General features: G+C 60.7%; 9 protein-coding genes, 2 tRNA genes and 1 pseudogene. 4 read left to right on the forward strand and 8 right to left on the reverse strand.

The annotated features are described in order from the left end of the window. The first annotated feature begins 186 nt into the window (after nt 1–186). Nucleotides 187–2,913 carry a pyruvate, phosphate dikinase gene (gene ppdK, locus DOU54_RS17855; protein WP_004440419.1) on the forward strand — a complete coding sequence of 909 codons (2,727 nt, stop codon included), beginning with the start codon at nt 187–189 and terminating at the stop codon, nt 2,911–2,913. Here the strand turns inward: ppdK and DOU54_RS17860 are convergent. The 3 genes from DOU54_RS17860 to DOU54_RS17870 form a co-directional block, all read right to left on the reverse strand. Then, nucleotides 2,891–3,163 (reverse strand): hypothetical protein, encoded by a 273-nt coding sequence (locus tag DOU54_RS17860; protein ID WP_004440421.1) that lies wholly within the window; start codon nt 3,161–3,163, stop codon nt 2,891–2,893. The two genes, ppdK and DOU54_RS17860, sit on opposite strands and share 23 nt — an antisense overlap. Nucleotides 3,164–3,293: 130 nt before the next feature. Next, nucleotides 3,294–3,692: a hypothetical protein gene (locus DOU54_RS17865; protein ID WP_035209442.1), complete on the reverse strand. Its 399-nt coding sequence runs from the start codon at nt 3,690–3,692 to the stop codon at nt 3,294–3,296. A gap of 148 nt (nt 3,693–3,840) precedes the next feature. Beyond that, nucleotides 3,841–5,205 (reverse strand): dicarboxylate/amino acid:cation symporter, encoded by a 1,365-nt coding sequence (locus DOU54_RS17870; protein WP_077986720.1) that lies wholly within the window; start codon nt 5,203–5,205, stop codon nt 3,841–3,843. Nucleotides 5,206–5,783: 578 nt separating this feature from the next. On the opposite strand from DOU54_RS17870, the gene DOU54_RS17880 reads away from it, so the two are divergent. Further along, entirely contained in the window at nt 5,784–6,704 is a 921-nt protein-coding gene (locus DOU54_RS17880) for a DUF1499 domain-containing protein (protein ID WP_113381625.1), read from the forward strand. A gap of 255 nt (nt 6,705–6,959) precedes the next feature. Here the strand turns inward: DOU54_RS17880 and DOU54_RS17885 are convergent, their stop codons facing one another. Next, nucleotides 6,960–7,868 (reverse strand): MBL fold metallo-hydrolase, encoded by a 909-nt coding sequence (locus DOU54_RS17885; RefSeq protein WP_004440431.1) that lies wholly within the window; start codon nt 7,866–7,868, stop codon nt 6,960–6,962. Between the two features lie 203 nt (nt 7,869–8,071). Between DOU54_RS17885 and DOU54_RS17890 the strand changes: the two genes are divergently transcribed. Continuing rightward, nucleotides 8,072–8,146 (forward strand) — tRNA-Gln (locus tag DOU54_RS17890). A 12-nt stretch (nt 8,147–8,158) separates the two neighbouring features. Here DOU54_RS17890 and DOU54_RS28560 read toward each other — a convergent pair. The 4 genes and pseudogenes from DOU54_RS28560 to DOU54_RS17910 all read right to left on the reverse strand — a co-directional run bounded on the left by DOU54_RS28560 (nt 8,159) and on the right by DOU54_RS17910 (nt 11,400). Continuing rightward, nucleotides 8,159–8,451: pseudogene (locus DOU54_RS28560) on the reverse strand (type II toxin-antitoxin system RelE/ParE family toxin). Next, on the reverse strand, nt 8,441–8,722 hold the full coding sequence (locus DOU54_RS17900) for a type II toxin-antitoxin system ParD family antitoxin (protein WP_113382203.1): 282 nt from the start codon (nt 8,720–8,722) through the stop codon (nt 8,441–8,443). The pseudogene DOU54_RS28560 and the gene DOU54_RS17900 overlap by 11 nt, the downstream one beginning before the upstream one ends. 142 nt (nt 8,723–8,864) lie before the next feature. Further along, on the reverse strand, nt 8,865–10,598 hold the full coding sequence (mqo, locus tag DOU54_RS17905) for a malate dehydrogenase (quinone) (protein WP_193603394.1): 1,734 nt from the start codon (nt 10,596–10,598) through the stop codon (nt 8,865–8,867). Nucleotides 10,599–10,977: 379 nt separating this feature from the next. Next, entirely contained in the window at nt 10,978–11,400 is a 423-nt protein-coding gene (locus DOU54_RS17910; RefSeq protein ID WP_006699999.1) for a hypothetical protein, read from the reverse strand. Nucleotides 11,401–11,664: 264 nt separating this feature from the next. On the opposite strand from DOU54_RS17910, the gene DOU54_RS17915 reads away from it, so the two are divergent. Then, nucleotides 11,665–11,741 (forward strand) — tRNA-Pro (locus DOU54_RS17915). Nucleotides 11,742–12,046 lie beyond the last annotated feature (305 nt).

The raw sequence follows: 12,046 nt of genomic DNA on the forward strand, positions 1-12,046 counted from the left end.
TCCGTTTCAGCGCACTACACGAATGCGTCAATGCTGCTGTTATGTCCTGTTTAAGGCAATTCTGGCGCGCAATTCGCCGCAATTATGCTGCACTGCGATGTAAACTACGCGTTGCGGCGTTCCCAACGTGCCGCCAATGCTGTAGATGATAGAAAAATGACAACGCTTCTGGGTGGAGAGCGTGGAATGAAAAAATGGGTTTATACCTTCGGCAACGGTGCTGCCGAAGGCCGGGCAGGTGACGTTGCGATATTGGGCGGCAAGGGCGCAAACCTTGCCGAAATGGCAAGTCTCGGCCTTCCCGTTCCCCCCGGCCTCACCATCATTACCGATGCCTGCGCGCTTTATCACAAGAACGGCCGCGATCTCCCGGATGACCTGAAGCTTCAGGTCATGGCCGGCCTGCATGGTATGGAAATCGTGACCGGCAAGACCTTCGGCGGCAGCCAGTCGCCACTGCTCATCTCCGTCCGTTCCGGCGCGCGCGCCTCCATGCCCGGCATGATGGATACGGTGTTGAACCTTGGTCTCAACGACCGCACCGTCGAGGCATTGGGCCACGATGCGGGCGACGCGCGTTTTGCCTGGGACAGCTATCGCCGCTTCATCCAGATGTATGCTGATGTCGTCATGGGTCTCGACCATGAAATGTTCGAGGAAATCCTCGAAGATGAAAAAGGCCGGCTTGGCCATGAATACGATACGGACATGTCGGCGGTCGAATGGCAGCACGTCGTTTCGCTCTACAAGAAGCTGATCGAAGATGAGCTCGGCGAAGCCTTCCCGCAGGATTGTCACGTCCAGCTTTGGGGCGCAATTGGCGCCGTGTTCGCCAGCTGGACCAACCACCGTGCCGTGACCTATCGGCACCTGCACAATATTCCCGGCGACTGGGGCACGGCCGTTAACGTTCAGGCCATGGTCTTCGGCAATCTCGGCTCGTCCTCGGCAACCGGCGTCGCCTTTACCCGCAACCCCTCGACAGGCGAGGCGGAGCTTTACGGTGAATTCCTCGTCAATGCGCAAGGCGAAGACGTGGTGGCGGGCATCCGCACGCCGCAATCCATCACCGAGGCCGCACGCTTGGCCTCCGGCTCCGACAAGCCATCCATGGAAAAGCTGATGCCGGAAGCCTTTTCCGAATTCCTGGCGATCTGCAAGCGGCTGGAAACCCACTACCGCGACATGCAGGATCTTGAATTCACCATCGAGCGCGGCAAGCTCTGGATGCTGCAGACCCGCTCCGGCAAGCGCACCACCCGTGCCGCCATGAAAATCGCGGTCGATATGGTGGAAGAAGGGCTGATTTCGCAGGACGAAGCCGTCTGCCGCATCGAGCCGTCGTCGCTCGACCAGCTGCTGCATCCCACCATCGATCCCGGCACATCCCGTCCCATCATCGGCTCCGGCCTGCCCGCCTCTCCGGGGGCGGCAACGGGTGAGATCGTCTTTACCGCGGAAGAGGCGGTCGCCGCCGAGGCCGAAGGACGCCGCGTCATTCTGGTACGCATCGAAACCAGCCCGGAAGATATTCACGGCATGCATGCCGCCGAAGGCATTCTGACGACGCGCGGCGGCATGACCAGCCACGCCGCCGTGGTGGCGCGCGGCATGGGCATTCCCTGTGTCACCGGCGCCGGCTCCATGCGGGTCGATATGCGCAACAGGGTGCTGATCGGCGTCGGCTGCATGCTGAAGCGGGGGGATGTCATCACCATCGATGGTTCCTCCGGCCGGGTGCTGAAAGGCGAGGTGCCGATGACACAGCCGGAACTCTCGGGTGATTTCGGCAAGCTGATGGAGTGGGCGGACAAGCTGCGCCGGATGACCGTGCGCACCAATGCGGACACGCCCGCCGACGCCCGCGCCGCGCGCGCCTTTGGCGCTGAGGGAATTGGCCTCTGCCGTACCGAACACATGTTCTTCGAGGGCGACCGCATCCATGTCATGCGCGAGATGATCCTGGCCGAAAGCGAAAAGGGCAGGCGGGCGGCGCTCGATGAGCTTCTGCCGATGCAGCGCTCGGATTTCACCGAACTTTTCCAGATCATGCACGGCCTGCCGGTAACGATCCGCCTGCTCGACCCGCCACTGCACGAATTCCTGCCGAAGACGGATGGTGAAATCGTCGAGGTTGCCGCCGCCATGGGCATGCCGCAGACGGTGTTCCGCCAGCGCCTTGATGCGCTGCACGAGTTCAACCCCATGCTCGGCCATCGTGGCTGCCGTCTCGCCATCTCCTACCCGGAAATCGCCGAAATGCAGGCCCGCGCCATTTTCGAAGCGGCCGTTGCGGCGGCGCGCATTACCGGCGCGCCCGTCGTGCCTGAGATCATGGTGCCGCTGGTTGGCCTGCGTTCGGAACTGGATTACGTGACTGCGGTCATCGACGGCGTCGCCGCGGCGGTGGCGAAAGAAACCGGCATGGAGATCGAATATCTCACGGGAACCATGATCGAGCTGCCGCGTGCGGCCCTGCGCGCCCATGTCATTGCCGAAGCGGCCGAGTTCTTCTCCTTCGGCACCAATGATTTGACGCAGACGACCTTCGGCATTTCCCGCGACGATGCGGCGCGTTTCATCAATACCTATCAGCGTAAGGGCATCATCGAACGCGACCCGTTCATTTCGCTCGATTTCGATGGCGTGGGTGAATTGATCCGCATCGCCGCCGAACGCGGCCGCCAGACGCGGCCAGAACTGAAGCTCGGTATCTGCGGCGAACATGGCGGAGACCCGGCCTCGATCCATTTCTGCGAAAATGCCGATCTTGATTACGTCTCGTGCTCGCCTTTTCGCGTGCCCATCGCCCGCCTAGCCGCCGCGCAGGCGACGCTTGCCGCGCGGGCGGAAGAAGGGCAGGTGGCAAGCAATGTCGCCTTTATCCCCGTCAGGGGTTCTGTTGGACGATGATGCGCCGCTCCACCACCACGGGACGGTAGAACATGTCGCGGTTCATCTGCGCCTGCCAGGCACGGTTGTCCGCACGGCGGTCCATTTCCAGATCGAGAAGGCAACCGGCCATCGGGTCAGTGCCGGGGCGGAAACCGTAACCCCGGCATGTCGCCTCATCCCGAGCCCGGCGCTCTTCCGGTGTCAGCGTCTGGCATGCGGTGAGCGCCAGCATGGCGGCAAGCGCACCGAAGACGATGGAAAAGCGCATTTTGTTTCTCCCTGATATGACAGCCGTACGGCACTATTGCCGAGATTGATACGCCTGTTTTAGGACGGGGAAAAGCCGCGGTAGGGTGGAAAGTTGCATCAATGGGCCGCCGCAGGCACCTCCGCTGTGATTAATATCTGGACAGGAAGGAGGGCGGGAAAAAGCCCTGCTGAATGAGCCAGTCACTCAACAGAAGCGTGAGGATGCCGGCGAGAAGAAGACCGCCCATGAATGCGATCAGGCCGAGGGTGGCGCGTGTCCAGCGACGGGTCTGATAGAGATAAATGGCAAGGCCCACAGGCGCGAGCAGAATAGTCGCGAATTTTACGGCAGAGCTGCGTCGGGAACCCCGCTTTTCGGCATCCTCTATCTGCCACCACGCAAACAGGGTGATGATGCCGATCATCTGCACCAGATCGTTTGCGGTAAAGGAACTGGGCGGTCCGGCGGGCCAGATGGCCGCGTCGATAAGAAGCCCGACTGAGACAAAGACGAGCAGGCCGACATAGATCCAGTTACGTTTCACCATGCATACGTTCCGCTGAAGCTGCGCTTTGTCCGTGTCGTTATGGCTATCGATGAAGCCATCTCCGTCAACCCCTAACTTTAATGGGGCAAAGGAAGCGGCCAACGCAGGGCGTCTCCTTTTTATCGGAAACGCCCCGCGACTATTGCTGTCAGGCCGTCGCCACTTCACGGTCATCGAGTGCGTCGATGTCCTTGGCGTTGTTATAAACGGCCTCGTTGAGAATACCCTCGCGTTTGGCGACAATGGTCGGCACCAGCGCCTGTCCGGCGACGTTGACCGCGGTGCGGCCCATGTCGAGGATCGGGTCGATGGCGAGCAGCAGGCCCACACCTTCGAGCGGCAGTCCGAGTGTGGAGAGCGTCAGCGTGAGCATAACCACCGCGCCGGTCAGTCCGGCCGTTGCGGCGGAACCGAGCACCGAAACGAAGACGATCAGCACATATTCCTGAATGCCGAGCGGCACCTGGAAGAACTGCGCGATGAAGATCGCCGAGATTGCCGGATAGATCGCGGCGCAGCCGTCCATCTTGGTGGTGGCGCCGAGCGGCACGGAGAAGGCGGCATATTCGCGCGGCACGCCGAGGCTCTTTTCCGTCACGGTTTCGGTGACGGGCAGTGTGCCGATGGAGGAACGCGAGACAAAGGCGAGCTGGATGGCCGGCCATGCGCCCGCAAAGAAGCGCGAGGGCTTCAGGCCATGCGCGAGAAGCAGCGCCGGGTAAACGACGAAAAGCACCAGTGCGAGACCGATATAGACGGCCGCTGCATACCAGCCGAGCTGCGACAGCGTGGTCCAGCCATATTGGTCAACTGCGCGGCCAAGCAGGCCGATGGTGCCGATGGGGGTAAGGCGGATGACCCACCACAGGATTTTACGCACGATGGCGAGCAGCGACTGGTTGAAGGCGAGGAACGGCTCCGCCGCCTTGCCGGCTTTCAGCGCCGCGACACCGAAGGCAATCGACACCACCAGCAACTGCAGGACGTTGAAATTCAACGAGGTGCTGCCCGCGCCATTGCTGATTTTGGTAGATGCTTCAAGGCCGAAGACGTTGGCCGGGACGAGACCCTTGAGGAAGTCCAGCCAAGAACCGGTGGAGGACGGTGCTGCCGCTGCGGTATTGGCGATCGCCGTGTTGACGCCCGGCTGGATGACAAGACCGAGCACGATGCCGATGACGACCGCGATCAAAGCGGTGATGGCGAACCAGAGCAGCGTCTGCCAGACGAGCTTCGCCGCATTAGAGAGGTTCTTGAGATTGGCGATGGAGGCGACGATGGCGGTAAAGATCAGCGGCGGCACGAGTGCGCGCAGCAGCTGGACGAATATGCTGCCGATGGTCTGCAGCGTCACCGAGAGCCAGTTGGGGCTGCCGGCGGCGTCGGGGCCGATATTGCGGGCAACGAGGCCGAGCAGCAGGCCGATGACCATGGCTATCAAAACCTGAAAGCCAAAATTGCGATAAAAGGGTTTATGCCCCGAAGGGCGGGCAGAGGTCGTTGCCTGTGACATGACATGTCTCTTTATTGTGCAAGAAAGCGAGAATGTTGCATTTTTTACAAGCATTCTCGAGGGAGGTCGCCGAGAATACGCCGATTTCCTCAGCAATTAAGGGATGAACGTGCGTATTTGTTGCATTGTCGGGGAATTATTCCCTGACGCTACGGCAATGCGGAAAAATATTCCTGCTTCTTGTTGGCTTGGCCTCTCAGTCCGTCGCGCAGGGAAAGTCATGCTAATTGCGCCGACGTCATCCTCGGGCCTGTCCCGAGGTCTGCCGACATATTGATTTTATTGGAGGTGATTAGATCCTCGGCACAGGGCCGAGGATGACGTTGAGCGGGTCTTCACGCTTAATCACCGACCTCAAGGAAACTGCGACCTGTCCGGAAATTTAACCCGCACAGAAGTGGATCATGTCCGGAATGATGGAAGAGAGGTCTTCGGGGGGCACGCTTTACCCGCAGATCGCCCCCTCCTTTGTTTTCCTCGCCGCAATTCCGGTTTATGACATCATATGCAGGTGATTCCCTGCCAGAACCCGGGTGCAACGCCTCTTAGCCAATGCGATCTAACGGATATCCGCTTCCATGACTGTGCGTTTCGTCCGGCCTTTTTCGGTTGCAGCCTATCTTTCCCGCTATCTGGGCCTGGCGGCACTGGCGCTTTTTCTCATCGCCGCCGGCGTCCACCGTTTTGGACCGTTGACGACGCCTGATCTTGTCGGGCTCCTCCTCATTGCCGCCGTTATCGCTCTTGTGGCCGTGCTTCTGGCGCTGATCGGCCTCGAGCGGCTGTGGACCAGAGGCGCACGCGGCGGGCTTTCGGCGCTGGCGGCGCTGCTTCTCTCGGCCCTGCCGCTCGGCGTGGTCGGTTACGGCGCCTTTCTTTATTGGCAGCAGCCGAAGATTTACGACATTTCCACTGACCTGAGCGATGTGCCGGAGTGGCTGGCGACACCGGCCGCCAACCAGCAATGGCTGGTGCGGCCCGCGACCATTACCAAGGCTGATCGCGATGCGCAGATGGAGGCCTATGCCAGCCTTGCCGGGCGCCGCTATGAAGGCGCGATAGACCGCATCTACGCCGCCGCCAAAAAAATGGCCGCCTCCCAGAATATTCGCATTACCCATACGAAGGGTGTGATCGGGGCGGAGGATGCCCCTGCCGTCGGGGTGCCAGCACAGGACAGGCAGCAGCCCGCCGACGATGCGCCGGTGGAAGACCTGCCCTCCATCGTGCCCGTGCCCATGGCCCGCCCGACCGACGCGCCTTTGCCCACCTTCTTCAACGGCAGCGGCGTGGTGCTGATGCAGGGTGAAACCCGCACCCGCATCTGGGGTCTGCGCTTCGATATCCTCATTCGCCTGAAGGAAGAGGCGGAAACCACCATCGTCGATGTCCGCGTCGCCTCCCGCTACGGCCCGCACGATCTTGGCATGGGTGCGGCGATTGCCGAGGCCTATCTCGATGCGCTGGATGCGGAGATGCAGGGGCTGAACGATAATTGAGGCCGGAAGGCAAAGCTACACGTCGGCCGAATGGATCGCGACGTCGCCGCTCGTTTCTTCTCCCCGCCGGGGAGGAGGTGGCCCGAAGGGCCGGATGAGGGGGTAACGGCGGAGATTTTCGGAGAGCTTGCCCCCTCATCCCGCTGCCGCGGACTTCTCCCCGGCGGGGAGAAGAAACAGGTGGCACCCGCTCGCTCCCCACCGAAGGGGCGGCAATCACGAAAGCACCTTGAGAGCTGGCTAGTTAAAACCCCGTCACGCCGGGAAATATTCACCCGTGAGCGAAGGCGCGCCATCCGTCCGAACCTCGCCCTTCTCGATCAGATCCTCGATATGCGCCAGCACGGAAAGTGCCGCCGCCCCATGCAGACGCTTGTCGGTGCTGGCATAGATCACCTTCACCATATCGGCGATCAGCCTGTCGCCGTCCCTGATCCGCTTCAACACCGCCTTTTCCCGCATGCGGCGGTGGGCGCGCAAGCCCCGCATGAAGGCTGCGGGATCGGTGACCGGGCCGCCATGGCCTGGCAGGAACAACCGGTCGTCACGGGTCAGCAACCGCTCCAGTGAAGCCATGTAGTCGCTCATCGCCCCATCAGGCGGCGCGACGATGGTGGTGGCCCAGGCCATGACGTGATCGGCCGAAAAGACGATGCCGCTCCCCTCAAGCGCAAAGGCGGCGTGGTTGGCGGTGTGGCCCGGCGTATGCAGCGCCGTCAATGTCCAGCCGTCACCGGAAAGGCTCTGCCCGTCGCCCAGCGCAATGTCAGGCGCGAAAGCCGTATCGGAACTTTCGGCAAAGGGATTGGTCTCGCCCACATGCAGTGGCCGGGCGGCGCGGTGCGGGCCTTCCGCCACCGTCAGCGCCCCGGTCGCCTGCGCCAGCCTGCGGGCAAGCGGCGAATGATCGCGATGGGTGTGGCTGACGAAGATGTGCGTGACTTCGCGGCCTTCGAGGGCGGCCATCAGCGCCCGAAAATGCGCCTCGTCCTCCGGGCCGGGATCGATGACGGCGACGGAACGGTCGCCGACAATATAGGAATTGGTGCCATGGAAGGTGAAGGCGGAAGGATTGTTGACGGTGATGCGCTGGATGAGCGGGGCGACGGGAACCGCCTCGCCATAGGCCGGCTGGAAATCGAGATCGAATGCCGGGTCCGCCATCGAGACCTCCTGAAAAAATGCCATGCATGCTTGCGCCGCGGCCTCATCCGCGTCACGGCCAAGCCCTAACATGCGAACTTCGACACGGCACCCAAAAAGCTTGAATTTTGTGAAAAAATTGGTCGCCGGGTCATTGCCGCGCCGGGCAGGCTTTGCTAATCAGGCGCGGTTCAGGCAGCGGCGTTTCGCTCTCGCTGCCCTGTTGGGGCGTCGCCAAGCGGTAAGGCACCGGTTTTTGGTACCGGCATTCCCAGGTTCGAATCCTGGCGCCCCAGCCATCTATCCCCAAGTCAGAACAACGTTCGCAGGTTCCGGCGACCGTCGATCACGCGAACGATTTCCACGGAATATATTTCGCCGCCATCGGTATCCGGCACGGTTTCGTAGAGAATGATGTAAGGCGCTTCAACCAGCATGCGGGCGGATGGGAAAATTTCCGGGCGGCGCTCGCCGAGGTGAGGATGGTCGACCAAGCGCTCCGCTTTGGCGCGGAACGGCAAGGCGCTGTGATTTGCCGATATCGATATAGATTTTTCTTCACATCGCTGCGCGCGCGGGGCGACCAGACAAGTTTAATGGTCACGATTTTTCAACGAGGCCAGTTCTGCACGCGCTTCATTGAGCGCCTCGTCGAAATCCACTTCGGTTGAATTGCCACTGGCTTTGCCTTCGGTCCATAATGCGCGCAGCCTGGCAATGTCGTCGCGTCGCTGAACCCATTTTGCCGACCAGTCTCGTATCGCTTCACGGATGACTTCGCTGCTGCTGGCATAAGCACCGCTTTCCACGGCGTCACGCAAGATTTCGGCGTGCTGGGGAGTCATCGAGACGCTGATCTTTTCAACATTGGCCATCTAAGCTCTCCATCGAATTGGTAGCAATTATTACCACCAAGAGGATTGGCCGACGAGATATTTCAGTATCAAGAATTAGATCAACAAAAAACGCCGCGCATCCAGAGACACGCGGCGTCCAATCCTAAATCGCACCTAAACCTTAAAGCGCGATATCAGGCACCTTCTTCACGGGTGCACCCGCAGGCGCCGCACCGGCGCCCTTCAGGGCCTCAAGATCGATCTGCGGCGGGGTCGGCAGCTGCAGGTGCTCGGCGGTGTAGGCCCATTCCTCACGTACCTTTTCCGGGTCGTCATTGAGCTTGGTGCCGTAGCTCGGCACGATCTGGCGCAGCTTCGTCTGCCATTCCGGCGTTGCCACCTTGTCCTTGAAGACTTTTTCCAGAACGCTGAGCATGATCGGCGCTGCGGTGGAGGCGCCCGGCGAAGCGCCGAGCAGGCCGGCGATGCTGCCGTCCCGGGCGGAAACCACTTCGGTGCCAAGCCGCAGTACGCCGCCCTTTTCTTCGTCGCGCTTGATGATCTGCACGCGCTGGCCTGCCTGCCACAGGCGCCATTCGCCCTGCTTGGCATTCGGGAAATATTCCTTCAGCGCAGCAAAACGGTCGTCATCCGACATCATCAGCTGGCCGGCGAGATATTCGACCAGCGGATATTCGTCGATGCCGACGCGCACCATCGGCCAGGCATTGCTGGTTGTCACGGAGGAGACGAGATCGAAATAGGAGCCTTCCTTCAGGAACTTGGTGGAGAAGGTGGCGAAAGGTCCAAACAGGATGACGCGTTTGCCGCCCAGCACGCGGGTATCGAGGTGCGGCACCGACATGGGCGGCGAGCCCACCGAGGCCTTGCCATAGGCCTTGGCCAGATGCTGCATCGTCACATCGGGGTTCTCGTTGATGAGGAACGAGCCGCCGACAGGGAAACCGGCATAATCATCCGCTTCCGGAATGCCGGACATCTGCAGCAGATGCAGCGCGCCGCCGCCGGCGCCGATGAACACGAATTTCGCATCCACCACCTGTTCGGCATCGGTCTTGGTGTTGGTATAGGTCACGCGCCAGCTGCCGTCGGCATTGCGCTGGATGTCGGAAACCTCGCTATTGACCTGCAGGTCGAAATTCTGGTCGCTCTGCAGATGGGAGACGAACTGGCGGGTGATTTCGCCAAATTCCATGTCGGTGCCGAGCGGCGACCAGGTTGCGCCGATCTTCTGGGAAGGATCGCGGCCTTCCATCATCAGCGGCACCCACTTCTTGATCTGCTCTGGATCGGTGGAGAACTCCATGCCGGCGAAAAGCGGGCTCGCCTTCAGCGCCTGATAGCGCTTTTCCAGATAGGCGACGTTCTCGTCACCCCAGACGAAGCTCATATGCGGCGTGTGGTTGATGAAGGAGCGCGGGTTCTTCAGAACGCCGTTGCGCACCTGCCATGCCCAGAACTGCCGGGAAATCTGGAAGGATTCGTTGATGTTGATCGCCTGGCTGATCTTGATGTTGCCCTTGTCGTCTTCAGGCGTGTAGTTCAGCTCGGCAAGCGCGGAATGGCCGGTGCCGGCATTGTTCCAGCCGTTGGAGCTTTCAAGCGCCACGCCGTCCAGCCGCTCCAGCATCTGCATCGACCAGGTGGGCTCCAGCTCGCGCAGCCACACACCGAGCGTCGCGCTCATGATGCCGCCACCGATGAGAAGCACGTCGACCTTCTTGGCAGTCGTATTGGCGAGAAGCGCGGAAGAGGGCAGCGCTGCTGCGGCAAGCCCGGCGAGAGCACCACCCAGAACCTGTCGGCGGTTCATCGGCAATGCGTGGGAGAGGGAAGTTTCCTCGGAGAGATCAGTGAGCTGGGATTTGTCTTGATCGATGGGAGTCACGGCCATACCTGATTCTTGTTTTGTGTTAAAAACACTCCTCCCGACCGCCCCGTTATAGCAAAGCGCAAACCGGCACAACCCGGACTCATCCACTCCAGTTCAAGCGGTTTTGTGCGGATTTTGCCGCGGCGGACGGCCGATCTAGCGGTTTTGCCGATTATCATTTTGATGATTGTTAAGATAAGTTGCGGCTTTCAAACGGTTGAAAGCGTTCCCTGGCGGGATTTTGCCAAAAGCGCATCGCCAGCACCCTTTCCCGTGAGTTGCGATCCGCAAGGTGCCGCTTCAGGCACAATTTTTTCAGAATAATGACGGAAATCCCGAAAAAGTGAAAAGGCCCGCCGGTTCGGGCGGGCCTTCGTGCATTTTGGCTTGTGGCTGACGATCAGTTGGCGGCGAGGAATTCCGCGCAGTAGCTCGGACCGTTGACGCCCGGACGATCGGAGATCGTGCGCACGGCGGTGATCTTGTAATCGCTGGAGACGACCAGCTGCACCGTGCAGGAAAGGGAGGCGGTGCGGGCGGGCGAAATCTGCCGGCCCTTTTTGCCATCCTTGCCTTCTTCGAACTTCGCCGGAATCGTCGCCTTCTTGTAGCCGCCGCGCCAGTTGTAGACGGTGGAGCTGCCGCTTTCGGTGTCGCTCAGCGGCGGGCCGAATTTGGCGAAGAAAATACCTGCGGACTGGCCGACCCAACGGGTCTCAACCGGGCTCTTCTGGGTGAAGGAGGGCGTGGAGCCATCGGTGGAAGTGGTGCAGGCCGAGAGCGCAATGGCAAACGCTGCAAGCGTTACGCTGCGAAATAGCATGGTGAAATGTCCTTTGTGCCGTGTCCGGCATCCCGCCGGTCATTCCGTTCCCCTAGCAGATTTGGCGGCGGCGGGCAGGGGAGCTGTGCGGCCCGATGAAAATTTCCTGCCACAATTGCTTTTTTGTAACGTTTTGAAGCCTTCCGCCCGGTGCCGCCGGTGCCTGCCGGGGCTGTTTCAGCAGGTGGGGAAAACTTGTCATAAAAAATGCAATAAGCCGCTTGTCGAATGCCGGAGGCTGGTCTATAGAAGCGCCGCTGGTCACGGAGTGTAGCGCAGTCTGGTAGCGCACCACGTTCGGGACGTGGGGGTCGGAGGTTCGAATCCTCTCACTCCGACCAGCTAGAAGCCCGATAAATCAGCGGCTTGCAAAAAATCCCGATACTTGCTGAAAACCTCCATATCAAATCGTCATACATCAACCGGACCGGTCGCATCAGAGGAGCCCAGTTGGGTAGGTTGTCGCAACTTCCTGCGCTTCCACTTTTCCGTATGCGCGAATAAAAGAGGCCCGTCGCTCCGCCAAGCGCCAGGCCCCAATGTCGCGGCCTGTTTCAGGGGACGCGCGACACGGACCGTCTTAGAAGTGTCAATTCAGGTCCACAATCCAAGAAGTTACCCGTGACAGTCGCGAGCCCCGAGTTTC

Source organism: Agrobacterium sp. MS2 (assembly GCF_003261015.1).
Taxonomy (GTDB): Bacteria; Pseudomonadota; Alphaproteobacteria; order Rhizobiales; family Rhizobiaceae; genus Agrobacterium; species Agrobacterium pusense.